This window comes from Mesorhizobium sp. ZC-5 (assembly GCF_025753855.1).
GTDB lineage: Bacteria > Pseudomonadota > Alphaproteobacteria > Rhizobiales > Rhizobiaceae > Neomesorhizobium.
In genome coordinates this window covers 80,378-106,934 of the sequence record NZ_JAOWPT010000013.1, presented here as the reverse complement: position 1 = coordinate 106,934, position 26,557 = coordinate 80,378, and the positions used below count along the sequence as shown (strand labels likewise).

Here is a 26,557-nt window from a genome sequence, read left to right as displayed (position 1 = left end):
ATGCAATGGCCACGAACGATCGCGTGCTGGTCGTTGGCGGTACCAGAGGCACCGGTCTGCTGATCGCGCAATTGCTACTTAAACGCGGACAGCGCGTTCGTGTTCTTGCCCGCGATCCGGTTGCTGCCGCGACACGTCTGGATCCGGCGATCGAGGTGATCGCCGGCGACATCACCAGGCCCGAAACGCTCACTGCTGCGGTCGACAATGTCGACCAAATCGTCTTCACCGCAGGCGCCCGCAGTGGCCGCTACGCGCCGGAAAGCCTGGTCAAGGCAACAGATTACGAGGGCGTGCTGAACACTCTCGCCGCCGCGCAACTAAAGCGCTTCAAGGGCCGATTTCTCTACATGAACTCGATCGGCATCACGACGCCATCGCTGGGTGCAATGCTGATCAACCTGCTGAAGAGAAATACGCTCGTCTGGCGGCGACGCGCCGAAGAAGAAATCCGGGCGAGCGGCGTCGACTACACCATCATCCGCGTCGGTTTCCTGTCCAACGCCCCGGCCAATCAGAGACAGATAGACGTAAGTCAGGGAGCGCTTCCGCTTTCACTCAATCGACGAACCGGCCGCGCCGATGTCGCCGAAGCCTTCGCGGCGGCATTGCACCACCCGAACGCCTCCCGCGCGACGTTCGAAATCATCTGGGGCAAGGGCCACCAGCGCGAGAACTGGGACCAGCTCCTGGACGGTCTGAAACCGGACGCGGAAGCAGCCGGCACCCTCAACGGCTGACTGCGTCTGTCTTTCCCGCCGGCAGGTGAACCGTGAAAGTGGCGCCCTCGCCCACCTTGGACTTGATGGAAAGCCGCGCATTGTGGCGGGTCAGGATATGCTTGACGATGGCAAGGCCGAGGCCGGTACCCTTCTGGGCGCGGCTGGTGTCGACATCGACGCGGTAAAAACGTTCGGTAACGCGGGGAATATGCTCCTCGGCGATGCCGGGACCGAAATCCCTGAACGACACCGTGACTTCAGGCTGTGGCCCGGCATTCGATTCTTCGATCGACACGACGACCTTGCCGCCCGACTGGCCGTATTTGCAGGCGTTTTCGAGCAGGTTCTCGAACACCTGGAAAAGCTCGTCCCGATTGCCGGGTATCTCGACCGGCGATGCAGGCATTTCCTTGACGATGGCGACGCCGAACTCCCTAGCCAGCGGGTTGAGCGAGTCGATGACGCCTTCCACCGTCTCGCGCACATCGACCCTGCTGCCGGGGCCGAGATACGGTTTCATCTCCAGCCGCGAAAGCGACAGGAGATCGTCGATGAGCCGCGCCATCCGCCCGGTCTGCTTCTGCATGATCTGCAGGAAGTTTTCGCGCGCGACGGCATCATTCTTGGCCGGACCGCGCAGCGTCTCGATGAAGCCGGCGATCGACGCCAGCGGCGTGCGCAGTTCGTGGCTCGCATTGGCGATGAAGTCGGCACGCATGCGATCGATGCGGCGTGCTTCGCTCTGATCCCTGAAAATGAGCACGAACAGGCCGATGTCGCTGCCGACCGGTGTCGCAACCACGCGGAAGACCCGCTCGACGGGCACGCGCTCGGCATAGTCGATGGCGCCCGGCATGCCGCTGGCAAGAACCCCGCGGATCAGTTCCTGCATTTCCGGCGCACGGAATTTCATCTGCAGGATCATGCCCTGCCCGATACTGCCGAACGACACCGCCGCGGCGGCGTTGGCATGGACGACAAGACCGTTCTCGTCGAAGACGAAGAGCGGATCGGGAACCGCTGCAGCGAGGTCGGCAACCGGCAGGTTATCGAGCGCCGGCGCGCCCGAGCCCACGGCATGGTCGGCGCGGCGCTGGCTGATGGTGCGGCGCGGCGCAAGGGCTGCGACTGCAATGATGACGGCCAGCGCAAGCACGCTCATCCACAGTGGCGGGCGTGTGGCGAGATGCAGGGCACAGACGACACTCGCTGCGGCAACCAGCGTCCAGCGGGCCTCGAACAGCCGTTCGAAGACGACGGTTGTCGCCCGCCTTGGATGACCGTTCCTGGCTTCCTCGTCCATCAGCAATTCCCGCCGCCTGCCAGTGATAACCCTGTCCGCAATTCCGGCTGGACCGGGTCAGGGCCACCCAATAGCATGTCGCATCCTTCATGAAAGGCATGTGGCGATGAAAAATGAAAAAGGCGCCGGCGGCGCGGCCGGTTCGTCAGTGGTCACGGTCAGGATCGGCAAGAAGGAACGGATCTTCGACATCGACAATCCGAAACTGCCGGACTGGGTCGACAAGAACGCGCTGTCCTCGGGCGGCTATCCCTACGAGAAGAAGCTCGACCGCGACGAATATGACGAGACGCTGGAAAAGCTGCAGATCGAGCTGGTCAAGCTGCAGGCCTGGCAGCAGGCGACCGGCGAACGCGTGCTGGTGCTTTTCGAAGGACGCGACGCCGCCGGCAAGGGTGGCGCGATCGACGCGACGCGCGCATACATGAACCCCAGGAACGCGCGCAATGTCGCATTGCCCAAACCGTCCCCGGCCGAGGCCGGGCAATGGTATTTCCAGCGCTACGTGGCGCAGTTCCCGACGTCGGGCGAGTTCGTCACCTTCGACCGTTCCTGGTACAACCGCGCCGGTGTCGAGCCGGTGATGGGCTTCTGCACACCCGAGCAGAATGCGCGCTTCCTGATGGAGGCCGAGCATTTCGAGCGCATGATCGTCAATGACGGTATCCATTTCTTCAAGTTCTGGCTCGACATCGGCCAGGAGATGCAGCTGAAGCGGTTCCACGACCGGCGCCACAGCCTGCTGAAGAACTGGAAGTTCTCGCCCATCGACATCGCCGGCATGAACAAATGGGACGATTACACCAAGCGCCGCGACGAGATGCTGGAACATACGCACAGCGACCACGCGCCGTGGATCATCATCCGTGCCAACGACAAGCGCCGCGCCAGGATCGAACTGATCCGGCGTATCCTGTCGAAGATCCCATATGACAAGCGTGACGCCAAGGTGATCGGCACCGCCGATCCGAAGATCATCGGCGAAGGGCCGGAATTCCTGAACCTGTGAGCCCGCTTCCGCCCGAAAGCGGAAGCGGCACCTGCGCAACCATCGATTGACTGCGGCTTGTCTAAGGAGCCGCGCGGCGGCGTGCGGAGCGATAATGGGGCGTCTTTTCCCAATGATGCGGATCACGGTAAAGCTGCCAGAGCGCACGCCAGGCAGCGACCGACATCATCAGCCAGTAGACGGGCATGAACGCCACGACGCGCCAGAAGCCCCTCCGTTCCTTGTCCGACAGGGTTCTCCAACCCAGCAACAGGAAAGACAGATAGCCGAGGCAGATGCTTGCGATATCCAGTCCGAGCATGATCGACTGGCCGGTGCCGCTGACGCGCTCCAGCACCAGATTGACGGCCAGGAATACGGCGCTGGCGGCCAGAAGAGGATGCAGAAAAGCCGAGGCCAGCATGCCGGCGAACAGAATCTGGGCGATCGCGAAAGAGCGAAAGCCGAGTTCGCGCTTCAGCCGCAGCGGATTACGCATATGCACCAGCCAGGTTTGCGCCCAGCCCTTGAACCAGCGTGTGCGTTGCCGCCCCCAAGTCGCAAAATCTTCCGGACCGTCTTCATAGGTGGGAGAGTTGATTGTTTCCGTGCGGTAGCCGAAGCGGGCAAGCCGAAGGCCGAGATCGGCATCCTCGGTGACGTTGTATGGATCCCAACCGCCGACCTCCTCGAGCACCGATCGCCGAAAGTGATTTGAAGTGCCGCCCAACGGCAGCAGCAACCGCTGACCGGCAAGCCACGGCAGAAGCCCGCGGAAAAGCGCCGCATATTCGAACGCGAACATGCGGGCAGTGATGCTCCTGTGTCCGTTGGCCACCTCCAGCGGCGCCTGCACGCATGCCAGGCTGCCATCGCTTGCCTCGAAGCGCTGCCAGGCCTCGATCAGTTGCAGCGGGTCCGGACGGTCCTCAGCATCGTAGAGGACCACATAATCGCCGCTCGCCGCCGGCAGCGCGTAGGCCAGCGCCTTAGGCTTGGTACGCGGCCCGAACACCGGCACTTCGATCACCTCGACCCAAGGGCGAAGCGGCTGCGCGCGGATCGCGGCGAGCGTGCCGTGATCGTCCGCCTCGCAAACCAGCTTGATCTCCAGCTTGCTGCGCGGCCACACGATATTGCCGAGAGCGACCAGCAGTTGCGGCACGATTTCGGTTTCCTTGTAGAGCGCTACCAGCACCGAATAGACAGGCATGTCCTCGGCAGCCATGGGCCTGGCGACGAATGGCGGCGAACCAGCCAGCGCGGGAATGGCGGCAAAGCGCAAGCCTATGCAGGCGATGAAGATGAATGACGAGACCAGATGAAAGCCGAGGAATGTGCTCGCCGGATGGGCAACCACAGCGAGAGGCAAGGCGACCGCCAAGACCCCGAGCAGGAAGCATTGCCACAAGTTGAGCACGAACCGCGCCGAACAGTCCGGTTGCGTTTCCCAAAGCCGATTTACCGCGCGCTGGCAGAGTGCCGCGCATGCCCGTTCGAAGAGGGCTTTGCGCAAGGCGGAGGGCGAGGCGATTCTAAGCCGCTGCCTCAGCTCCGGCGCCCGCAGCAGCCGGTGTTTCAATGCTGGCACGTCCAGGCGTTCGATCGCGGCGACGACATTCATGGCGACGTTTTCGCGCAGACCGACCGGCGCGGCGCCGGGCTGGCGGCCGAGCAGAGCCACGCTGTCGCTGTCACGCATGACAAGTTTTTCCGGGTCGATGCGATCGACGTAAGTGACACCGAGTTCGTCGGCCAGCGCGCGAAAGAGGGCGGCTTCCGAAACCATGCCGGAAGCATGCAGTTCCTGAAGCAGCGGCACGCCGTTGACACGGGCGCGCGTTGCGATGTGGGTGCGCGTCAGCCCGGAGATCGCCAGGCGATCGAAAATCCCCTCCCAGTCGTCCAGTTCTGGAAAATGCAGCGCCGCCTCGAGGCCGGAGGCGCGCTTGCCGGCTGTCGAAGGCTGCAAATCGCCCAACAGCGCCGGCTTCCGGTCTGCTGCACCTTCCGGCCGGTCGAACGGCATGCGGGTTTCCGCGAGGCTCATCGCGCAAATTCCAGATCAGGTGGAGCCCCGAGCAGTCCGCGTGTTTGTCATTTGTTCAGTCCGACCGCGCCTCACGCTGGCGGACGGATTTCGAGATACGGTCGCAGGCACGACAAAAGGTGCATGCCTCCCGCTTCGCCCAAGCAGCACAATCGCCGCAAGCGTTCTTCCCGATTAGTGGATAGGCAGCCCCCCAACCGCCTGACATAACCGTCCGATCAGTTCAAACCCGCCGTCTTCGCATCTAGATGGCAATCGCCAAGTCGAGATGTTGTTATACTTTATTTGGTGGATTTTCTTCTGTATCCGACCCTCTGTATTACAGTTTTGTAAAATGACCGGAACACTGTCAAGCTGTTTCGCCGCGTTGAATTCAACTTTGCGTCGTATCGTTTCATCGCATTGACAGCGGACCGCTGCCGGTATTGATTTCCGGCCACAGCGGCCTTGGCGCCGTCCCGGAGACCGAATTCGTGAAGCCTATCGCGGCCCTCTTCGCCTCGCTTTGGATCGCCTGCATCCTCGCCGGCAGCGCACAGGCGCAGGAGCCGTCGATCCCGGTTTTCTGGGATGCGCGGGAAAGGCTGGCCAAACCCGATATGACAGCCGTGCAGCGGGTGCGCTTCCTGACCACCACGGATTTCCCGCCTTTCAACTTCCTCGACGGTTCCGGGCGGCTCACCGGCTTCCATATCGACCTGGCGCGCGCGATCTGCGCCGAGCTCGACATCCTCGACAAGTGCCAGATCCAGGCGCTGCCATGGGGCGAACTCGACACCGCACTGGCCGACAAACAAGGCGAAGCGATCGTCGCCGGCATTTCCGTCACCGCCGAAACGCGCGCCAAATACGGCTTCTCACGGTCCTACCTGCAATTTCCGGCGCGTTTCGTGGTGCCGTCGGCTTCCACGATTTCCGAACCCGTCCATCAGCGATCGGCAGGCAAGCGCGTCGGCGTGATCGCCGGATCGGCGCATGAACGCATGCTGCGCGACTATTTCCCGGACGTCAAAGTGGTCACCTACATCAAGCAGGAATGGGTCTTCGACGACCTCAAGGCCGGCAAGATCGACGCTGCGTTCGGCGACGGAATGCGGCTCGCCTTCTGGCTTTCCGGCTCCGATTCGAGTGCCTGCTGCCGCTTTGCGGGCGGTCCTTACCTGGCGCCGGAATATCTCGGCACCGGGCTTGCCGTCGCGACGGTCAAGGACGATCCGCTGCTTGCGCACGCATTCGACTACGCGCTTCAGCAGATCAACGTGAAGGGCATTTTCGCCGAACTCTACCTGCGTTATTTCCCGGTCAGCTTTTTCTGAACGGCAGCATCAGGCCCCAGAAAAGCCGCGCCGGCCCGGCGCCGCGATAGGCGGTAAGGCCGATGTCGATGGCCTCATGTCCGCGTTTCGGCTGCGGCACATAGGTGCCGAACAGCCGGTCCCAGAACGGGAAGTTGAAGCCGTAGTTGGAATCGGTCTCATCGCGCTCGCTGGAATGATGGACCCGGTGCATGTCGGGCGTCACCAATACTCGCCGCAAGGTCCGATCGGTCGTTGCGCTCAGCCTGATATTCGAATGGTTGAACATCGAGGTGGCGTTCAGCACGATCTCGAAAACCAGGACCGACAGCACCGGCGCGCCGAGCGCCACGACGATCGCCGCCTTCCACAGCATCGAGAGCAGGATCTCCAGCGGGTGGAACCGCAGTCCGGTCGTCACGTCGAAACCGGTGTCGGCATGGTGCATGCGGTGGATACGCCACAGCAGCGGTATCTTGTGGCTCGCCACATGTTCCAGCCAGACGGCGAAGTCGAGGACGACGAAGGAGAGAACACCGGCAACAAGACCGTCGACGCCCAGCCATCGCAGCAGGCCCCACTGGTTGACCTCGGCCCAGACGGCCGCCCCGACCGCCGCCGCGGGAAAGACGATGCGCAGGATCGCCGACGAGATCAGCACCATGGAAAGATTGGTCAGCCAGCGCCTGGTCTTAAGCGCGCCGGTCATCTCAAGCCGTTCAAGGCGCGGCGACCACAATTCGAAGGCTGCAAGCGAGCCGAAGATCAGCAGGAACGCGGCAATGCGGATGACCGGCTCGGATACGGCAAGGCCAGCCATCGCCACGCCGTTCAGGTCAGCATGCGATGGCGCGCCTTGGAGGCCCGCTCGATCGCATCCGCCGTCTCGTCGTCGAGAGTTAGATGCTGGCGCAGCCGCTGCATGATGCGCACTTCCTCCATGCGCATCTCGAGATCGACGCTGGCGACTTCCATGGCAAGTGCATAAGCCGTGTCATGCAGGCGTTCGGGGATGGCCTTGCGCGCCCGTTCCAGAATTCCGTCCAGGCTCTTCCCGTCATGCAGCAGCTTCTGGCAGTCCTTGGCAATGGCGATCAGCTTGCCTTCGTCGAAATCGACAAACACCGGCCAGGACCTCGTCACCAGCCCGATCCGAGCCAGTTCGTCGTCGGTCATGTCGCGATCGGAGGCCGAGGTGATGACCATCACATAGATCAGCGCCTCGTGGGCGGTCAGTGAACGCATGTCTTCTCCCGTGGATGAAGTACCGAAGTTAGGAACGCGACCCTTAAGCCGCAAGGAAAAACCGCCGCGATCGTTGACGCTTTTGGCCGCGGCGCATAAAGCAGGCGCGCCTGCCCGGCTACAGCAGGAAAACAGGACGAATGGAATGCCACAAACCGGTTCCGACACGATCCAATTGACGCCCGAGATGATCGCGGCAGCCGCGGAAAGCCGCGCCTGGCCGTTCGAGGAAGCACGGAAGATCGTCGACCGCTACAAACGCTCCGGCTTTCCCGAAACAGTCCTTTTCGAGACCGGCTACGGTCCGTCCGGCCTGCCGCACATCGGCACGTTCGGCGAGGTGGCACGCACCACCATGGTGCGCCATGCCTTTCGCGTGCTGACCGAAGACAAGGTGAAGACGCGGCTCCTGTGCTTTTCCGACGACATGGACGGCATGCGCAAGATCCCGGACAACGTGCCCAACCGGGACATGCTGAGCGCGCATCTGCACAGGCCGCTGACGAGCGTGCCGGACCCGTTCTCGAACGAATATCCGTCCTTCGGCGACCACAACAATGCGCGGCTGCGGCGTTTCCTCGACACCTTCGGCTTCGATTACGAGTTCGCCAGCGCCACCGAATATTACAAGTCGGGCCGTTTCGACGAAGTGCTGCTGCGCGCAGCCGAGCGCTACGACGACATCATGAAGGTGATGCTGCCGACGCTCGGCCCCGAACGGCAGGCGACCTACAGCCCGTTCCTGCCGATCTCGCCCACCACCGGCCGCGTTCTCTACGTGCCGATGAAGCATGTCGACGCCAAGGCCGGCACCGTGACCTTCGAGGACGAGGACGGAACCGAGACGACGCTGCCGGTCACCGGCGGTGCAGTGAAGATGCAGTGGAAGCCGGATTTCGGCATGCGCTGGGCAGCGCTCGGCGTCGACTTCGAAATGTTCGGCAAGGACCACCAGACCAACGCGGCGGTCTACGACCGCATCTGCGAGATCCTCGGCGGCCGCGCGCCGGAGCATTTCGTCTTCGAACTGTTCCTCGACGAGAACGGCCAGAAGATTTCGAAGTCGAAAGGCAACGGCCTCACCATCGACGAGTGGCTTACCTACGCGACCACCGAGAGCCTGGCGCTCTATATGTTCCAGCGCCCGCGGCAGGCGAAGAAGCTATATTTCGACGTCATCCCGAAGGCGGTGGACGAATACTATTCCTTCCTCGCCGCCTATCCGCGTCAGGACTGGAAGGAGCGCCTCGGCAATCCGGTCTGGCACATCCACAACGGAAACCCGCCGGTGATTGACCTGCCGGTGAGCTTCGCGCTCCTGCTCAACCTTGTGAGCGCCTCCAACGCGCAGAACAGCGCCGTGCTGTGGGGGTTCATCACGCGGCATGCGCCGGGCGTGACGCCTGCCACGCATCCGGAACTCGACCGGCTGGTGGGCTATGCGATCCGCTACTTCGAGGATTTCGTGCGGCCCACGAAGGTCTATCGCGCCGCGGACGACGTGGAGCGCGAGGCGCTGGCGCAGATGTCGGAAGCGCTCGGCGGTCTTCCTGCCGACGCCGACGGCGTGGTGATCCAGAACGCGTTGCTGAATGTAGCGCGTGCCATCCCGCGCTATCAGGATCACTCGAAGCAGAGCCCGGAAGGCGGGCCGGGTGTCTCGGGCGCCTTCTTTCAGATGATCTACCAGGTGCTGATCGGACAGGAGCGTGGGCCGCGCTTCGGCTCCTTCGTCGCGCTCTACGGCATCGAGGAGACGCGCGCGCTGATCGACAAGGCGGTGGAGGGAAAGCTCGCGGCCTGATCCGAACTGGCAGGCCGAGCGTTTCGTTGCGGGCTACTGCGCCGGCAACTCGGGAATGACGGCAGGCTCGGCCGGAACCAGCGTGGCGGCTGGCGGCAAACCGGCCGTACTCGGCGGCGGGCCGAAGATGCCTTTCGCCGCCGACCGGGTCTTCTGGCCGAGTTCGGCAAAAGGGCCGCCCGGAGCGGCGCGGGCCCAGCCGTTTTCGACCAGCCACTCGCCGACATTCTGCTTGCCGACACGGCATTCGGCGGTAACGGCGCCGCTCGCTGTTTCCGGCGGTACGGCACAGGTTACGGCTCGACCGCGCAGGAAAGCACGGAACGCGGCGCGGGCACGCACTCCGCACGGCCAGCGCTCGCCCTTGAAATCGCACACCTCACCGGCACCGACCGTGTCCGTTCCGGCTATGGTCACTGCATAGCCCATCGCCTCGAACGTGCCGGCAGTATCGGCGACGGGGCGATAGAGCGTGGTGCCTTCCCAGTCGTCCGGCCTTTTCGGCGGTGGCGGCTGGCTGATTTCGCTCAGCGGCTTGCGCGGTCCGACCCGCTGATACCCGGCGGTGGTCTCGGGCGACGGCTGCGTTTGCGCCTCCGGCTGCTCGACGGCGGCACCGGAGCCGGATTCGTCCGCCGGCGCCTCGGCATCGGGCTCCAGCATGTCCATCATTGCTGGGTCGATCTCTTCGACGGATATCGTCGCCGATTCAGCGTCGGAAATGTGGCGTCCGCCGGCAACGATGCCCAGACAGAGAAGCGCGATCGACGCCACGGCGCCAAGGGCGATGGCTGGTCGCATGCCTGGCCTACTGGCTCGCCCAGACGATGCGCGCAACCCACTCCACCTCGGGAACCGGGATTTCACGGTTCGGATGATCGGGGTTGAGCGACAGAAGTTCGATCGCTTTCGGCGACCGCCGCGCCAATATCTTGGCCATCACCTCGCCGCCGAGCGTCTTGACGACAACCCTGTCGCCCTTGTGCACGGTGGCTCCCGGCTCGACGATCAGCACGTCGCCGTCGCGGTAGAGCGGCAGCATGGAATCGCCCTGGACTTTCAGCGCATAGGAATTGTCACCCGACCGCAGTGGCGGCTCGACGATGTCGAAACCCTGCCCGACCGGAAAGCCGCCATCCTCGAAGAAGCCGCCGGCGCCGGCCTGCGCGAAACCCAAAAGGGGAACCGACTGGCCCTGGCGCGGCAATGCGCCCGAGGGCTGCTGGGGCTTGCCTTCGACAAGACCGAGGAATTCGTCGAGCGATGCACCCGTCGCCTCGATGATCTTGGCGAGCGACTCGGTCGACGGCCAGCGCGGACGGCCGTCCGACGACAGCCGCTTCGACTTGTTGAAGGCCGTCGAATCGAGCCCGGCACGCTTGGCGAGCCCAGATGCCGACAGCGAATAACGTTCGGCCAAGGCGTCGATCGCAGCCCAAACGCGCTCATGCGAGAGCATGGCTGTGCTCCCCCTGAAAACAGGAAAAAATACCTTTTTAACTATCTAACGCGGCCAACATGACTTGTCCAGAAAGAAAGGCGCGGATTGCAGGCCTGCACCTGAATATCGACACATCCTAGCCCAGTTCCACCAATGGGCCGAAGAAGCCAAGGATCGATCTGAGCTTGCCGCTCGCGAGATCGATTTCGACGATGTCGATCCCGGGTAGTGTCGTCCCGTCGCTCTGGACAAGGTGCCAGGCAAACCTGGCCCGATCGTGGTGCACGTCAACCACGCTGGTGCGAGCAATCCGCGCTCCAGGCCTGGTCGCCAATACCTGTTCGATATGAGCGGCAAGTGCCTCATGACCCTCCACATCTGTTCGCGGATCGACATAGGTCGCCTCAGGCGTCAAAACCTCCCGCAGGACAGCCAACCGTTTTTCCCGGTCAGGTTCCGACCACGCCGAGCAATAGAGATCGACAGTCTCTTCCAATGTCATTGTCGTCCTCACTTGCAATACCCGCGCAAGGCAAAGCAGTCGCTGAATGGGATCAAGACGATCTTGGCACCATACCGCACCGCAGCCACCATTCAGCCCTGCTTCGCCAATTCGCGCAATCTGCCATGCGAGGCCATGAAGATCTTTTCCGCCTCGGTCGGCGGGCGCGGCGTGATCCTGTGACCGAGCCTGCCGATCACCTCGTCGATCTGCATGAAACTGCGGTTGCCGAAGTCGTAGATACCTGCGGTGGTCATCACCAGCGCCGCGGTCCGGCCGTCCTCGAGCACGAAACGGTGGCGGCCGATGACCTGGGTATCCTCCCAGGTCTCGACGGTGGAGACGACCTCGAATTTCTTCCACAGCCTGATCTCGCGGACATAGACCGCCTGCAGCCCGCCCATCATCGGCGCCCAGCCGTTCTGGCGGGCGAGGCCAAGCAGCCCGGCGCGCATGAAGATGTCGATGCGGCCGACATCGGCCAGCATCATGTAGCGCGCATTGTTGAGGTGCAGGTTGGTATCGATATCGGTCGGCAGGCAGCGGAAGGTCAGCCGGCTCTCTTCGCCCATACGGTAGCGGCCGCGGCGTTTCGCGGTGAGCGCCATCCTGGCGAGGCGTGCCCAGACATACATGGGAAACTCCGTTCTTCCTTCTCCCCGTTCACGGGGAGAAGGTGGTCGGAAGGACCGGATGAGGGCAGCGCGAACATCTCCAGCGCGTATGCCCGCCCCTCACTTGCCTCCTGAGCCTGTCGCCGGGCGGCATCCTCTCCCCGCAGACGGGGAGAGGAAAACTCATCCTGGTTACGCCGCCTTCTTCGCCTCTTGCTTCGCATAAGGATCGAAACGCTCGTAGAACGTCTCGCCCTTGTCGGCCAGGTCGACGAGCAGCTTCGGTGCCTTGAACTGGCTGCCGTATTTCTTCTGCAGGCCCTTGGCGATCTTGACGAAGGCCTTGGCGCCGATGCCGTCGATGTAGGACAGCGTGCCGCCCGTATAGGGCGCGAAGCCGAAGGCGAGGATCGAGCCGACGTCGGCCTCGCGCGGGTCGGTGACGATGCCCTCTTCCATGACGCGCGCCGCTTCCAGCGCGATGGTTGCGAGGAAGCGCTGCTTCAGTTCGTTGACGTCGACCCTGTCGGGATCCTGCTGCTTGTAGAGATCCTTCAGGCCCGCCCACAGATGCTTCTTGGCGGGCTTCGCCGGATAATCGTAAAAACCCTTGCCGTTCTTGCGGCCGCGGCGATCGTGCTTGTCGACCAGCGTGTTGATCAGCGCAAACTGCTCCTTGTCAACCGCCTTGTCGCCGAGATCCCTGATGGTCTGCTTCATGATCTTCTGGGCAAGGTCGATCGCCGTCTCGTCGGTCAGCGCCAGTGGGCCGACCGGCATGCCGGCCATCTTGGCGGCGTTCTCGATCATCGCCGCCGGCACGCCCTCGATCAGCATCTGGAAGGCTTCCGCCATATAGCGCAGCACGCAGCGGTTGACGTAGAAGCCGCGCGTGTCGTTGACGACGATCGGCGTCTTCTTGATGGCCCGGACATAGTCGATTGCGACGGCAAGCGCCTTGTCGCCAGTCTTCTTGCCCAGAATGATCTCGACCAGCATCATCCTGTCCACCGGCGAGAAGAAGTGGATGCCGATGAAATTCTTCGGCCGCGCCGAGTTCTTCGCCAGGCCTGTGATCGGAATGGTCGAGGTGTTGGAGGCGAACGTCGCCGACGACTTCAGCACGGCTTCCGCCTTCTCGGTCGCCACCTTCTTGACCTCGGAATCCTCGAACACCGCCTCGATGACCAGGTCGCAGCCATCGAGCGCCGCATAGTCTGCGGTCGGCGTGATCAGCGACAGAAGCTTCTCCTTCTCCTCCGGCTTGGCGCGGCCCTTCTTGACCTGCTCCGAGATCAAATTGTCCGAATGCGCCTTGCCCTTGTCGGCCGATTCCTGGTCGCGGTCGAGCAGCACCACCGGGATGCCGGCCTTGGCCGTCACATAGGCGATGCCGGCACCCATGAAGCCGGCGCCGAGCACGCCGATCTTCTTGAACTTGCTGTCGAGCACACCGGCCGGACGGCGCGCGCCCTTGTTCAGTTCCTGCAGCGACACGAACAGCGAGCGGATCATCGCCGCTGCTTGCTTCGTCTGCAGGATTTCGGTGAAGTAGCGCTGCTCGATGCGAAGCCCGGTGTCGAACGGCACCAGCAAGCCTTCATAGACGCATTTCAGGATGGCGCTGGCAGCCGGGTAGTTGCCGGAGGTCTCGCGGCGCAGGATGGCGATTGCCGGCGGCCACAGATTGGCGCCCGCGGCCGAGTAGATCGGGCCGCCGGGCAGTTTGAAGCCCTTCTCATCCCAAGGCTGCACAGGCTTGAGGCCGTTCCTGATCATCGCCTTGGCGGTCTCGACCAGCTTCGCCGGCTCGGCGATCTCGTGGATCAGGCCCATGGCCTTGGCCTTCTGCGGCGTCAGGCTCTGGCCGGAGGTCAGCATCTGCAGCGATTCCTGCGGCTGCGCCAGGCGCGGCACGCGCTGGGTGCCGCCGGCGCCTGGGAAGATGCCGACCTTTACTTCCGGCAGGCCCATCTTCACCTTTTCGCTGTCGGCCGCGACACGGCCATGGCACGCCAATGACATTTCGAAGGCGCCGCCCATGCAGGTGCCGTTGATCGCCGAAACCCACGGCTTGCCCGATGTCTCCAGCTTGCGGAACAGCCCGGTCATGCGGCCGACATTGTCGAACAGGAATTTCACCGCCTTCTGGCCGTCCTTTGCTTTCTCCGCCTCGAACAGGTCGAGCATGCGGCGCATCATGGTGAGGTCGGCGCCGCCCGAAAACGTCTCCTTGCCCGATGTGATGACGGCGCCCTTGATGGCGGGGTCCGAAGCGACCTTGCCGACGATCTGGTCAAGCTCCTCGATGACGCTCTCGTTGAAAACGTTCATCGATTTTTCCGGCATGTCCCAGGTGACGAGCGCAATGCCGTCGGCGTCGACGTCGAGGGTGAAATTCTTGTAGCTCATCGGGAACTCCCGTCCTGTTCGGAAAGTGCTGTCCAAGTCGCGGCATCCGCGTGAACGGCAAGGTTGAATTTGTGCAGCCGCACGCTCATCACGCCGGCGACGACCGCCGGATCGGCGGCGATGAATTTTTCAGCTTCCTCGCGCGAATTGGCGAGGAAGATGCCAATGCCCATCACGTCCGGATGCATGTGGCCGTCCGCCTGGTATTCGTCCGAGCGGCCTGCCAGCAGCATGTTGCCGGCCGCCGCCTCGCGCTGCAGCATCTCGAAATGCGCGCCGACCGCCTGCCGCTCGGCATCCGTCCACCTGGCGGGATCGCGCAGATCCTCCCGCAGGGTCAGGATGAGCATGAAGGGCTGGCGGCCGTCGCTCATCGTTTTCAGACGCGCTCGATGATGGTCGCGGTCCCCATGCCGGCGCCGATGCAGAGTGTCACCAGCGCGGTGTTGAGGTCACGCCGCTCCAGTTCGTCGAGCACGGTGCCAAAGATCATCGCGCCGGTGGCGCCCAGCGGATGGCCCATGGCAATCGCCCCGCCGTTGACGTTGATCTTGTCGTGCGGAATGTCGAACGCCTGCATATAGCGCAGCACGACGGAAGCGAAGGCCTCGTTGAGCTCGAACAGGTCGATGTCCTCGAGCTTCATCTTGGCGCGCTTCAGGAGCTTCTCGGTCACGTCGACCGGACCGGTCAGCATGATCGCCGGCTCCGAGCCGATGTTGGAGAAGGCGCGGATGCGCGCGCGCGGCTTGGCATCGAGCGTCTTGCCTGCCTTCTTGGAGCCGAGCAGCACGGCAGCGGCGCCATCGACGATGCCGGACGAATTGCCGGCATGATGCACGTAGTTGATCTCCTCCACTTCCGGATGCCGCTGGATGGCGACGGCGGAGAAGCCGCCCATCTCGCCCGGCATGGTGAAGGACGGATTGAGCGACGCCAGCGCCTGCATGTCGGTGGTCGGCCGCATGTGCTCGTCATGATCGAGGATGATCAGGCCGTTCTGGTCCTTCACCGGGATGACCGAGTTCTTGAAGTACCCCTTTTCCCAGGCTTTTGCGGCGCGCTTCTGGCTCTCTACGGCGTACGCATCGACGTCGTCGCGCGAAAAACCGTATTTCGTGGCGATCAGGTCGGCGGAGACGCCCTGCGGCACGAAATAGCCCGGCAGGCCGACCGACGGGTCCATGAACCAGGCGCCACCCGACATGCCCATGCCGACGCGCGACATCGATTCGACGCCGCCGGCAATCACGATCTCGTCCGCCCCTTGAGCGATCTTGGCGGCGCCGAAATTGATGGCGTCGAGACCCGAGGCGCAGAAGCGCGAGATCTGCATGCCCGGAGCTTTGTTGTCGTAACCGGCCTCGAAGGCTGCCGAGCGCGGGATCACCGAACCGGCCTCGCCGACCGGGTCGACGCAACCGAAGATGATGTCGTCGACGGTTCCCGTGTCGAGACCGTTGCGGTCGCGCACCGCTTCCAGTACCTTGGCGCCGAGACGCACCGCCGGCACTTCGTGCAGCGAACCGTCCTTCTTGCCGCGTCCGCGCGGCGTGCGCACGGCGTCATAGACAAATACGTCAGCCATTTTTCTGCTCCTTGGTTCCGGTGCGGCGGCTCAGAGAGAGCGCGCGATCAGCACCTTCATGATCTCGTTGGTGCCACCATAGATGCGCTGGACGCGGGCGTCGCGGTACATGCGGGCGATCGGATATTCATTCATGTAGCCATAGCCGCCGTGCAATTGAAGGCATTCGTCGACGATCTTGCACTGCAGGTCGGTCAGCCAGTATTTCGCCATCGACGCGGTGACCGGGTCGAGCCCGCCATTCAGGTGGCGCTTGACGCAATCATTGTAGAACACGCGGCCGATGGTGGCCTCGGTCTTCAGCTCGGCCAGCTTGAACTGAGTATTCTGGAACTCGACCACGGCCTTGCCGAACGCCTTGCGCTCCTTGACGTAGTCCACGGTGACAGCAAGCGCCCGCTCGATCATGCCGATGGCCTGGCCGGCGATCAGAAGGCGCTCCTGCGGCAGTTGCTGCATCAGCTGGACGAAACCCTGGCCTTCCTCGTGGCCGAGCAAGTTGGCGGTTGGCACGCGCACGTCGTTGAAGAACAGTTCCGAGGTGTCGTTGGCCTTGAGGCCGATCTTGTCGAGGTTGCGGCCGCGCTCGAAGCCCTCGACCTCGTCGGTCTCGATAACGATCAGCGAGGTGCCCTTGGCGCCCTTGGTCGGATCGGTCTTGGCCACCACGATGATCAGATTGGCGTTCTGGCCATTGGTGATGAAGGTCTTCGAACCGTTGATGCGGTAGTGGTTGCCGTCCTTCTCGGCGCGGGTCTTGACGCCCTGCAGGTCGGAGCCGGCGCCGGGTTCGGTCATCGCGATGGCGCCGATCAGTTCGCCGCTTGCCATCCTGGGCAGCCACTTCTTCTTCTGCTCCTCGGAGCCGTAGTGAAGGATGTAGGGCGCGACGATGGAATTGTGCAGGGCGATGCCGAAACCGTCGACGCCGACATGGCCGATCGCCTCGGCAATTGCACTCTCATGCGCATAGGTGCCGCCGGCGCCGCCATATTCTTCCGGCATCGAGGCGCAGAGCAGGCCGGCCGCGCCAGCCTTTTCCCAGGCGGAGCGTTCGACGATCTCGTTCTTCTCGTAGGTGTCGTAATGCGGCGCGATTTCTTCCGACAGGAAACGCGACGCCATGTCGTAGAGCATGGTGACTTCGTCGGCCGCCCATACGGGTTTGGGGAGTTCGAGTATGTCGGCGGGATTGGTTGCCATGCTCAGAAACCTCTCGTTCCAGAGGTCAGCGCTTCACGTTGCCCCCCTCTGTCCTGCCGGACATCTCCCCCACAGGTGGGGAGATTGGCCGGCCGCATTCCTGGCGCACATCTTGCACCGTTGAAGTCTGGCGGGAGCGAACATGACAGCCAATCTCCCCCCTTGTGGGGGAGATGTCCGGCAGGACAGAGGGGGGCAACGTAGGGCACCTATCGATCCTCGTCAGCTATCTGCCAATCCTGCTCAAAACGCCTCCGCCGGCAGCGCCATCAGCGTGTCGGCGCCGGTCGAGATGCGGGCGAGATGCGCCGCGGTCTCCGGCATGACACGCTCCATGAAATAGCGGCCGGTGACCAGCTTGGTTTCATAGAACGACGATTCTCCGTTGGCGCCCTCGGCCAGCTTGCCTTGCGCGCTCTTCGCCATCTGCGCCCACATGTAGCCCAGCGCGACAAGGCCGAAGAGATGCAGATAGTCGGTCGAGGCCGCGCCCGCATTGTCGGGCTTCGCCATCGCGTTCTGCATCAGCCACATGGTGGCCGCCTGCAAATCGTTGAGGCCCTTCTTCAGCGCCTTGGTATAGGGCGCCATATTCTCGTCCGAACGGTTTTCCTCGCAGAACTCGCCGACTTCCTTGAAGAAGGCCTGCACGGCGCGGCCGCCGTTCAAGCCCAGCTTGCGGCCGACGAGGTCGAGTGCCTGGATGCCGTTGGCGCCTTCATAGATCATGGCGATGCGGGCATCGCGCACGAACTGGCTCATGCCGTGCTCTTCGATATAGCCATGGCCGCCGAACACCTGCTGCGCCATCACCGCATGGTCGAAACCCTTGTCGGTCAGCACGCCCTTGATGATCGGCGTCATCAGTCCGAGCAAGTCGTCGGCCGCCTGGCTTTCCTTCTCGTCGCCCGAGCGGTGGGCAACGTCGGACTTGATCGCCGTCCACAGGATCAGCGCGCGGCCGGCCTCGTTGAACGACCGCATGGTCATCAGTGCGCGGCGGATGTCGGGATGGACGATGATCGGGTCAGCCTTCTTGTCCGGCGCCTTCGGGCCGGACAGCGAACGGCCCTGGATGCGTTCCTTGGCGTAGCTGACGGCGTTCTGGTAAGCGACCTCCGACACCGCAAGGCCCTGCAGGCCGACGCCTAGGCGCGCCTCGTTCATCATCACGAACATCGCCTTCAGGCCGCCATTGGCCTCGCCGATGAGATAGCCCTCGGCCTCGTCATAATTCATGACGCAGGTCGAATTGCCGTGGATGCCCATCTTCTCCTCGATCGAGCCGCAGGAGACCGCGTTGCGGTCGCCCAGTTCATCGCTGCCGTTCAGCTTGAACTTCGGCACGATGAACAGCGAGATGCCCTTGACGCCTTCCGGCGCACCCTCGATGCGGGCCAGCACCAGATGGATGATGTTTTCGGCCATGTCGTGCTCGCCGGCCGAGATGAAAATCTTCTGACCGGAGATCTTGTAGCTGCCATCACCATTCGGCACCGCCTTGGAACGCAGCAGGCCGAGATCGGTGCCGCAATGCGGCTCGGTCAGGTTCATGGTGCCGGTCCAGACACCCTCGACCATCTTCGGCAGGTATTTCTGTTTCTGCTCTTCCGAGCCGTGCGTCAGGATCGCGGCGATGGCGCCCTGGGTGAGACCCGGATACATCATCAGCGCCATGTTGGCCGAGGACATGTATTCGCCGACCGCCGAATGCACGGTGTAGGGGAGTCCCTGCCCGCCGAACTCAGTGGGAGCGGCGAGGCCCATCCAGCCGCCTTCGCGGTACTGGTCGTAGGCATCCTTGAAACCCTTCGGCGTCGTCACCGAGCCGTCGTCATGGCGCAAGCAGCCTTCCATGTCGCCGACACGGTTGGTCGGCTGCATGACGTTTTCGGCCAGCTTGGCGCCTTCGGCGAGAATCGCTTCGAGAATATCGGGTGTCGCGTCGGAAAAGCCGGGGAGATTCGAATAGCGCTCGTAACCCAGCACATCGTTCAGAACAAAAAGCGTATCCTGGACCGGCGCCCTGTAGATCGGCATGCGTCATCCTCCAACATGCATTGTCGGCCCGCACGCCTTTTCGAAGGCATGAGGCCACCGTTGATATGCATGTAGCAAATATTGACGTTTGCGTAAACGTCAATTTCTGGTGAGCGCAAATTTTCCTGCGGGAATCGGCTGGCCGTTTCAGCTCCCCAACAACAAAACGCCGCGCAAAGCGCGGCGTTCAATTCGAGGAAGGTCGTAACAGGCCTGCCGTCAGGCCGAGGCGCTGACCTTCTGGCGCTCGGCGAGCATGTGGCGCACGACCGACATGGCTTCGGTCAGTTCGCCGATTGCCTCGTCGATGGCCTGGCGCTGCTTCTGCAGGCGGCCGAGCTGTTTTTCGGACTTGTCGAGAGCCAGCTTGAGCTGCTTGGTGTTGGTGCCCGACGGATCATAGAGATCGATCATCTGCTTCACTTCGCGCAGCGAGAAGCCGACCTTACGACCGAGCAGGATGAGTTTCAGGCGGGCGTTGTCACGGCGCGAATAGAGCCGCGTCGCGCCTTCGCGCTTCGGATTGAGCAGGCCTTTGTCTTCGTAGAAGCGCAAGGTGCGCAGCGTCACATCATGCCGCTTGGCCATTTCGCCGATACGGATGAAGCCGTCCTGCGCATCCATGGCGATTTCATTCGTGTTGGCCGCAGCGTCGGCCGCCGTCATCAGTTTCATCATTTTTCGCTTTGCCCGGTTGTGGCGCCCGGCTTGGCCAGGGACGCACGAAGGGAAGCCGTGGGGCTCAGGGCTTCCATTCAAGGTTTCGACAATTCATCGCAAGCGGCGCGATCTGCATGCCGTTTACGTTTACGTAAATCATATAGTGGGTGGCCTTCCGCAACGCAAGCGACCGGAAAGGGCAACTGTGTCGCACCTTTTAACGCTTTCTTTGCAGCTTGGTAATTTTGGTTAACGGCTTGTTTACCACGATTGGGGAATTGTGCGCATGTCGGTGTTCCGTGGTTATCCTGTATCGAATTCTTCACGGCTTTTCGGATCGAGGGTGACAAGCCCTGGAAGACCATCTTCCGCCGTTGCGAGAACCGCGCGGCCGCGTTCGTTCCCGGCAGGGAATTTGGGAAAGCCGGAAGGGGCCGGCATCCTTTGGCAAACGGGCGTTTCGATGAACAGCAAGCGATCCTATCTCGATTCTCTCAATGCCGGGCGGCAGCGCCGACCATATACTTCGCTGGAAGACCTGAACCGCTCCCTCGAAAACCTGGAACAGCGGCTGGAGCGAAACCACGATCCGCGACCTGATCCGCGTACGCAGAGAGACGATCCCTATGCCCGGCCGCCGCGGATGCCGGCAGCGCGGCAGATGGCCGACAAGCCCTATCAGTCCCTCGCCCGCGACCTCGACCGGGTGCGCGGCCAGGAAGACGGCGTTGCCGCGGTCGGCAAGATTGCCGGCGAACTGAAGGGACTGCGCGAAGAACTCCGCCACCAGATGACGTCCGGATTGCGCCGCGAATTCGACAGCCTGCGCAAGGAGATCGCGCTCGCCTATTCCTCGCCGGCCTCTGCGAAAGCGGGAGCCGAACTCGGCGTCGAATTCGAACGCCTGTCGGGCGCAATCCACGAACTCTCCGAACGCAGCGACGACAAGAGCATCAACCTGCTGCGCCTCGAACTGGAGCAGGTGAAATCGGCGCTCGATATGCTGGCGCGCGAGGAGACCGTGCAATCGGTGGACCGGCGCTGGGACGATTTCGACCGGCGCTGGAGCGCTTTCGAGGACCGCATCTCGACCGGCGCGCTGCGTCATGGCGAAGATCCGGAAATGGCCGCGCTCAACAGCCGGCTCGAGCAGATCAACGAGGCGGTGAACAACCTGCCGGAATCGCTGTCGCTGCAGTCGCTGGAAGAAAAGGTGCGCATGCTGGCCGGCGCCGTCGATCATTTCGCGCGCCAGCAGGATCACCGCGGGCCGGACGCCTTCGCCCAGATCGAGGAGCGGCTCGACGAGATTTCCCGCGCTATCGTGGCATCCGCCGTTTCCACCCACCTCCCAACCCTCGATCCGCAACCCTTCGAACGCATCGAGGCGCGGATCACCTCGCTGGCAAGGCAGCTGGAGGAACTCGTCGACGAGCGGCCGAACGTCGAGGTCATCGACCGGCTGAACCTGTTGTCGCAGCGTGTCGACGAACTCGCCCTGCGCGCCGACCTGCCCGAACAGGCGGTCGAACGGCTGGCGCGGCAAGTCGCGACGATCGGCGAAAAGCTCGATCGCGCGCCTGCCGCGGCGGTCTCCGACCAGTTCCTGCAAGGCATCGAACAGCGCTTCGACATGCTGTCCGACATGCTCGACCGCCGCCAGGGCGATGCGATCGAGCACGGACAGGCGCTTTTCCGCGATCTCGAGCGCCGCCTCGACGAAGTGGCGGACCGGCTCGACCAGCGCACAGCTTCCGGCAGCCTCGACAACACCGGCATCATGCAAGCCATCGACCAGCGCTTCACCGATTTCGCGCGCAAGCTCGAAACCCGGGGCGGCACGGCGAGCGACGATGCCATTCGTGGTCTCGAAGCCCGTCTCGAAGACATTTCGGGCCGTCTCGACACCTCGGCCTCGCAGGTCGCAGGCATCGATCCCGACCTGATCCGCAATCTGGAAGCGCAGGTTTCCGGCCTGTCGGCGCATCTGGCGCGGCCGAGTTCGCCAATGCCGGAGTTCGAGGACATCGCGCCCCGCCTGGTCGACATCGAGAAGTCGATCGCCGGAAGCCGCGAGACCATTCTTGCCGCTGCGCGCAAAGCCGCCGAAGACGCGGTCCAGTCGCTTGCCGGCTCGAAGACCAACGCCGCCGCGGTCGCCGGCCTCGCCGAGGATCTTAAGGCGCTGGAGGGGTTGACCCGCCGCTCCGACGAACGCAACTCGAAGACCTTCGAGGCCATCCACGACACGCTGCTCAAGATCGTCGACCGGCTGGGTTCGCTGGAAACCAGCCCGGCAGCCGCGCCGGCGCAAAAGCTGTCGCTCGGCAATGCCCCGTCGATCGAAACCGCGGATTCGCCCGAGCCGGACAGCATCGACGCGGAAATGACCGCGAGAGGCTGGGGCGAACCTTCCGTCACGCGTTCGCCGGCGGAAGCCGCCGCCGCAGCAGCCGTAGCCGCGCTCAGCACCGACGATACGGTGGAGGCTGAACCTGGCGGCCGCATGCGCTCGATGCTGGGTGGATTGTCTCGGGCCTTCGGCGGCAAGAAGGAAGGCGAAGAGCCTGCGCTCGCCGGTTCCGAAGCACCGGCGATGGAAGCGCCGACCGTCGACCTCGACGAACCACTCGACCCGAAACTCGCCAACCGGCCGCTCGAGCCAGGATCGGGCGCGCCGGATCTCAGCGCCATCATGAAGCGCGTGCGCGACGAGCGCGGCCAGCCGGCGAGAGCCAGCGATACCGACGCCGCGAAGTCCGACTTCATCGCCGCGGCGCGGCGGGCAGCGCAGGCGGCGGCCGCCGAAGCCGACATGCTGAAGAAGAATTCGGAAACCGACAGCGGCGGCGGCCGGGTTAAACTCGGCTCGCTTTTCCGCTCGAAGCGCAAGACGATGCTCCTGTCGGCGACCGCGATCATGCTGGCTCTCGCCGGCATGCAGCTTGGCAAGGCCTTCCTCGCCGACGACAGGGAAGTGGCCCGCGTCGACGTGCCGCCGGCCGGCATCGCATCCGGGACCGCCGCGCCTGAAACTGCCGCGCCGCAGGAGCCGGCCGCGACATCGCAGGCCACCGAGCCGGAAGCGCCGGCGGTGCGCAAGGTGGATGCGGCCGAGCGCTCGCCGCTGGAGACCGCTGTGCCCGAGACCGCGGCGGACGACACGGCAACTGTGGCGCCCGAGGCCGCTTCCGAGCCGGAAATGGCCGGCGAGGAAGCAGCCGAGCCCCAGGCCGACACTGCCGACTCGGCGCCGCAAGCTGCTGACCTGCCACAAGCTGCCGACCTCAAGCCCGAACTTCAGGACGAGGACAGCGAAGGCGCCGACATGGAGCCGACCGCGAGCACCGAACCTCCAGCCTCGCCGCTCGCCACCGCCCCGGCGGTCAGCGCCATTGCGGTGCCGGTCGAGGCCGGTCCGGTGCCATTGCGCGAAGCCGCCGAAGCCGGCGACACCAAGGCGATCTTCGAGATCGGTTCGCGTTATGCGGACGGCCGCGGCGTCAAGACCGACATGAAAAAGGCGGCGGAGTGGTACGAGAAATCGGCGGAACTGGGTTTTGCCCCGGCGCAGTACCGCATCGGAAATTTCTACGAGAAGGGCCTTGGCGTTACCCGCGACGTGGCAAAGGCCAAGACCTGGTACCAGATGGCGGCCTCGCAAGGAAACGCCAGCGCCATGCATAATCTGGCCGTGCTGTTCGCGATGGGAGCCGACGGCGTCGCCGACAATGATTCAGCGGCACGCTGGTTCACGCAGGCCGCCGAGTTCGGCGTCAAGGACAGCCAGTTCAATCTCGGCATCCTCGCCGCCAAGGGCGTCGGCATCGAGCAGAACCTGGAAGAATCCTACAAATGGTTCGCGCTGGTCGCCAAGACCGGCGACCGCGACGCCGCCGCCAAGCGCGACGAAATCGCCAAGGCACTGCGGCCCGAACAGTTGGAGAAGGCCCGCGCCGCTGCCGAACTATGGAAGCCGAAAGCCGTCGACGCAGCGACGAATACGGTCGACATTCCCGACTCCTGGCAGGAGAGTGACGCCAAGACCGCCAGCATCGACATGAAGCAGGTGGTGCAGAACATCCAGCGTATCCTCAACAAGAACGGCTACGATGCCGGTGGCGCCGACGGCGTCATGGGCGACAAGACCAAGGCAGCGATCGCCGCCTTCCAGGGCGACAACGGCATGGACGCGACCGGCCTTGTCGACGAGAAGCTGGTCAAGCTCCTGCTCGAAAAGAAATGATTGCGGCGGCCCAGCGCCTCGGGACGCCGGGCTCGTCATCCCATTGGAAGTGCTGCGAATTTTTTTAACCAAGTAAGCCACAAAGTTTGACTTCGCCGCAATGTCGGCGCAACTACGAATTAGTCGTTCGTTACATCTCGTCAGGGGGCGAGAGCAGGCGCTAATTTCAGAGTTTGACGGGTGGGCATCTATCTCCCGATTGCCGAAATGTCTGTCAATGTTTTCGTGCTGCTCGCCATGGGCGCAGCGGTCGGATTTCTGTCGGGCATGTTCGGGGTCGGCGGCGGCTTCCTCATCACCCCTCTCCTGATCTTCTACAATATCCCGCCGGCGATTGCCGTCGCCACCGGCGCCAACCAGGTCATCGCTGCTTCCTTCTCCGGTGCGCTGGCGCACATGAAGCGCGGGACGCTCGACTTCAAGCTGGGCACCGTGCTGCTTGCCGGCGGTATCTTCGGTTCGACGATCGGCGCCTTCGTCTTCGCGCTGTTGCGCGCCGTCGGCCAGCTCGACCTGTTCATCTCGCTGCTCTACGTCGTGCTGCTCGGCACCGTCGGCGGCCTGATGATGGTCGAGAGCGTGCGCGCCATGCAGCGCACACGGTCGGGTGCGGCGCCGACCATGAAGAAATCCGGCCAGCACAACTGGATCCACAAGCTGCCGTTGAAGATGCGGTTTCGCACGTCGAAACTGTTCGTCAGCGTCATCCCCGTGCTGGGGCTCGGCGCGGGCATCGGCTTCCTCGCCGCCATCATGGGCGTCGGCGGCGGCTTCATCATGGTGCCGGCGCTGATCTACCTGCTCAAGGTTCCGACCAATGTCGTCGTCGGCACGTCGCTGTTCCAGATCATCTTCGTCGCCGCCTACACGACGCTGATCCATTCGACCGCCAACCAGACGGTCGACGTAGTGCTTGCCTTCGTGCTGATGGTCGGCGGCGTGGCCGGCGCGCAATACGGCGCCCGGGCTGGGCAGAAGCTGCGCGGCGAGCAATTGCGGGCGCTGCTTGCGGCGCTGGTGCTGGCGGTCGCGCTGCGGCTTGCCTTCGATCTTTTCGTCAGGCCGGCGAGCCTTTATTCGCTCACCGCACTGGGAGGCATCTGATGGCCTTCCGGCATCTCGCCTGGATCTGCCTCGCCGCGCTGCTGGCAAGCGGAAGCGCGCTGGCGCAGGAAGCCAATCCCGAAAGCATCGAGATCGGCCTTTCCACCGACCGCGTTTCGATCACCTCGGATTTCGCGGGCGCCGACCTGACGATCTTCGGCGCACTCAGCAATCCCGACCCGCTGATCAGCCGCCAGGGCCGCTACGATGTCATCGTCGTTCTGGAGGGCCCGGCGCGGCCCGTCGTGGTACGCCGCAAGGATCGCATTCTCGGCATGTGGATCAACACCAGGTCGGAAACCTTCCTCAACGTACCCATCTCCTACTCGGTGGCGACGACGCGCGCCTTCCAGGACATGACCAGCCCGAACAACTACAGGCGGCTTTCGCTGGGTGCCTCCAACATCTACATGGAGCCGGAAAACAAGCGGGCGGGACCGGTAACGATCCAGGAATTCACCGACGCGCTGCGCGATCGCAAGCAGGCCATCGGCCTCTACAACCATCGCATCGGCGGCGTGCAGTTCCTGTCGCAGAACCTTTTCCGCGCAACGGTGGAGCTTGCGCCCAACGTGCCCGTCGGCACCCACAAGGCGCGCGCCTTCCTGTTCCGCAACGGCCTCTTCATCAAGGAAACCTCGGCGCAGCTTGCCATCCTCAAGGCAGGCTTCGAACAGTCGATCTTCGTTGCCTCGCGCGACTATGGTTTTCTGTACGGCGTCTTCGCGGTGGCGCTGGCGATGCTGACCGGCTGGCTCGGCCGCATCATCTTCCGCAAGGATTGATCCTTTCCTTCGATAGAAGGGCAACTCACCCGGCATCGAACCGTGCAATCGGGGCGCTACAGCCAGCGCCGCACGCGCGATCGGTAGCCGCGGTAGGCATCGCCGAATTTGCGCTCGAGATAGGCCTCCTCGCGGGCCACCACGCCATAGCGGATGACGAGCGCGAAAGGCACCAGCATCACCAGCAGCCAGAGATTGTCGAACGCTATGGCCAGGCCGACCAGACCCAGCAGCATGCCGAGATAGATGGGGTTGCGCGTGAAGCGATACGGACCGCTCTCGACAATGGTGGCGGTCGGCAGGTTGGTGGGAACGCTCGAACCGGCCCTGGTCATGGTAACGATGGCCCAGGCGAACAGCGCCAGTGCAAGGGCAAACACCAGCCCTCCGAACCAACCTGCAGCCAGGCCAGCCGGAAGAAACGGCAAGGGCACGAGCCAGTCGAGCGCAAACCCCGCGATGACGGCAAGCCCCCACGCAAGCGGTGGCCGGACAATGACTTGAGCGGTATCAGCCGTGTCGTCCATGGCGGGAGTGAAACCAAGGTCCTTGGTT

22 protein-coding genes are annotated in these 26,557 nt (G+C 63.4%); 7 read left to right on the top strand and 15 right to left on the bottom strand.

Annotation, left to right across the window (positions count from 1 at the left end; genetic code table 11):
- The first annotated feature begins 5 nt into the window (after window positions 1-5).
- The gene (locus tag OHD58_RS25410; RefSeq protein ID WP_263806467.1) at window positions 6-740 is read left to right on the top strand and encodes an NAD(P)H-binding protein; all 735 of its coding nucleotides are present in this window, start codon (window positions 6-8) and stop codon (window positions 738-740) included.
- Here the strand turns inward: OHD58_RS25410 and OHD58_RS25405 are convergent.
- Entirely contained in the window at window positions 730-2,028 is a 1,299-nt protein-coding gene (locus tag OHD58_RS25405; protein WP_412177292.1) for a sensor histidine kinase, read from the bottom strand. The two genes, OHD58_RS25410 and OHD58_RS25405, sit on opposite strands and share 11 nt — an antisense overlap.
- Window positions 2,029-2,131: 103 nt before the next feature.
- On the opposite strand from OHD58_RS25405, the gene ppk2 reads away from it, so the two are divergent.
- Window positions 2,132-3,034, top strand: coding sequence for a polyphosphate kinase 2 (ppk2, locus tag OHD58_RS25400; protein WP_263806465.1), 903 nt, complete (start codon window positions 2,132-2,134; stop codon window positions 3,032-3,034).
- Between the two features lie 61 nt (window positions 3,035-3,095).
- On the opposite strand, the gene OHD58_RS25395 is transcribed toward ppk2, so the two are convergent.
- Window positions 3,096-5,063, bottom strand: a complete 1,968-nt coding sequence (locus tag OHD58_RS25395) for a glycosyltransferase family 2 protein (protein ID WP_263806464.1) — start codon at window positions 5,061-5,063, stop codon at window positions 3,096-3,098.
- Between the two features lie 473 nt (window positions 5,064-5,536).
- Here OHD58_RS25395 and OHD58_RS25390 point away from each other — a divergent pair, with 473 nt between their 5' ends.
- The gene (locus OHD58_RS25390; RefSeq protein ID WP_263806463.1) at window positions 5,537-6,379 is read left to right on the top strand and encodes a transporter substrate-binding domain-containing protein; all 843 of its coding nucleotides are present in this window, start codon (window positions 5,537-5,539) and stop codon (window positions 6,377-6,379) included.
- Here OHD58_RS25390 and OHD58_RS25385 read toward each other — a convergent pair.
- On the bottom strand, window positions 6,366-7,178 hold the full coding sequence (locus OHD58_RS25385; RefSeq protein ID WP_263806462.1) for a sterol desaturase family protein: 813 nt from the start codon (window positions 7,176-7,178) through the stop codon (window positions 6,366-6,368). The genes OHD58_RS25390 and OHD58_RS25385 overlap by 14 nt on opposite strands.
- 11 nt (window positions 7,179-7,189) lie before the next feature.
- Window positions 7,190-7,603, bottom strand: coding sequence for a tellurite resistance TerB family protein (locus OHD58_RS25380; RefSeq protein ID WP_263806461.1), 414 nt, complete (start codon window positions 7,601-7,603; stop codon window positions 7,190-7,192).
- A gap of 145 nt (window positions 7,604-7,748) precedes the next feature.
- Between OHD58_RS25380 and OHD58_RS25375 the strand changes: the two genes are divergently transcribed.
- A complete protein-coding gene (locus OHD58_RS25375; protein WP_263806460.1) occupies window positions 7,749-9,407 on the top strand; it encodes a lysine--tRNA ligase in 1,659 nt (552 codons plus the stop codon).
- 33 nt (window positions 9,408-9,440) lie between these two features.
- On the opposite strand, the gene OHD58_RS25370 is transcribed toward OHD58_RS25375, so the two are convergent.
- The 10 genes from OHD58_RS25370 to OHD58_RS25325 form a co-directional block, all read right to left on the bottom strand.
- The gene (locus OHD58_RS25370) at window positions 9,441-10,208 is read right to left on the bottom strand and encodes a thermonuclease family protein (protein WP_263806459.1); all 768 of its coding nucleotides are present in this window, start codon (window positions 10,206-10,208) and stop codon (window positions 9,441-9,443) included.
- Window positions 10,209-10,215: 7 nt separating this feature from the next.
- Window positions 10,216-10,866, bottom strand: coding sequence for a helix-turn-helix transcriptional regulator (locus OHD58_RS25365; protein WP_263806458.1), 651 nt, complete (start codon window positions 10,864-10,866; stop codon window positions 10,216-10,218).
- A gap of 118 nt (window positions 10,867-10,984) precedes the next feature.
- A complete protein-coding gene (locus tag OHD58_RS25360; RefSeq protein WP_263806457.1) occupies window positions 10,985-11,350 on the bottom strand; it encodes a nuclear transport factor 2 family protein in 366 nt (121 codons plus the stop codon).
- A gap of 92 nt (window positions 11,351-11,442) precedes the next feature.
- Complete coding sequence (locus OHD58_RS25355) at window positions 11,443-11,985, bottom strand: thioesterase family protein (RefSeq protein ID WP_263806456.1); 543 nt, start codon at window positions 11,983-11,985, stop codon at window positions 11,443-11,445.
- Window positions 11,986-12,156: 171 nt separating this feature from the next.
- Window positions 12,157-14,376, bottom strand: a complete 2,220-nt coding sequence (locus OHD58_RS25350; protein WP_263806455.1) for a 3-hydroxyacyl-CoA dehydrogenase NAD-binding domain-containing protein — start codon at window positions 14,374-14,376, stop codon at window positions 12,157-12,159.
- A complete protein-coding gene (locus OHD58_RS25345) occupies window positions 14,373-14,750 on the bottom strand; it encodes a YciI family protein (RefSeq protein ID WP_263806454.1) in 378 nt (125 codons plus the stop codon). The genes OHD58_RS25350 and OHD58_RS25345 overlap by 4 nt, the downstream gene beginning before the upstream one ends.
- A gap of 5 nt (window positions 14,751-14,755) precedes the next feature.
- The gene (locus OHD58_RS25340) at window positions 14,756-15,964 is read right to left on the bottom strand and encodes an acetyl-CoA C-acetyltransferase (protein WP_263806452.1); all 1,209 of its coding nucleotides are present in this window, start codon (window positions 15,962-15,964) and stop codon (window positions 14,756-14,758) included.
- A gap of 30 nt (window positions 15,965-15,994) precedes the next feature.
- Entirely contained in the window at window positions 15,995-17,167 is a 1,173-nt protein-coding gene (locus tag OHD58_RS25335) for an acyl-CoA dehydrogenase family protein (RefSeq protein WP_263806450.1), read from the bottom strand.
- A 243-nt stretch (window positions 17,168-17,410) separates the two neighbouring features.
- Window positions 17,411-19,207 carry an acyl-CoA dehydrogenase C-terminal domain-containing protein gene (locus OHD58_RS25330; RefSeq protein ID WP_263806449.1) on the bottom strand — a complete coding sequence of 599 codons (1,797 nt, stop codon included), beginning with the start codon at window positions 19,205-19,207 and terminating at the stop codon, window positions 17,411-17,413.
- Between the two features lie 219 nt (window positions 19,208-19,426).
- Entirely contained in the window at window positions 19,427-19,882 is a 456-nt protein-coding gene (locus OHD58_RS25325; protein WP_263806448.1) for a MerR family transcriptional regulator, read from the bottom strand.
- Window positions 19,883-20,330: 448 nt separating this feature from the next.
- On the opposite strand from OHD58_RS25325, the gene OHD58_RS25320 reads away from it, so the two are divergent.
- The 3 genes from OHD58_RS25320 (at window position 20,331) to OHD58_RS25310 (ending at window position 26,002) form a co-directional block, all read left to right on the top strand.
- On the top strand, window positions 20,331-24,113 hold the full coding sequence (locus OHD58_RS25320; RefSeq protein WP_263806447.1) for a peptidoglycan-binding protein: 3,783 nt from the start codon (window positions 20,331-20,333) through the stop codon (window positions 24,111-24,113).
- A 180-nt stretch (window positions 24,114-24,293) separates the two neighbouring features.
- Window positions 24,294-25,217, top strand: coding sequence for a sulfite exporter TauE/SafE family protein (locus OHD58_RS25315; protein WP_263806446.1), 924 nt, complete (start codon window positions 24,294-24,296; stop codon window positions 25,215-25,217).
- Window positions 25,217-26,002, top strand: coding sequence for a TIGR02186 family protein (locus OHD58_RS25310; protein ID WP_263806445.1), 786 nt, complete (start codon window positions 25,217-25,219; stop codon window positions 26,000-26,002). The genes OHD58_RS25315 and OHD58_RS25310 overlap by 1 nt, the downstream gene beginning before the upstream one ends.
- Before the next feature lie 56 nt (window positions 26,003-26,058).
- Here OHD58_RS25310 and OHD58_RS25305 read toward each other — a convergent pair whose 3' ends face one another.
- Complete coding sequence (locus OHD58_RS25305; protein ID WP_263806444.1) at window positions 26,059-26,529, bottom strand: methyltransferase family protein; 471 nt, start codon at window positions 26,527-26,529, stop codon at window positions 26,059-26,061.
- Window positions 26,530-26,557: the final 28 nt, after the last annotated feature.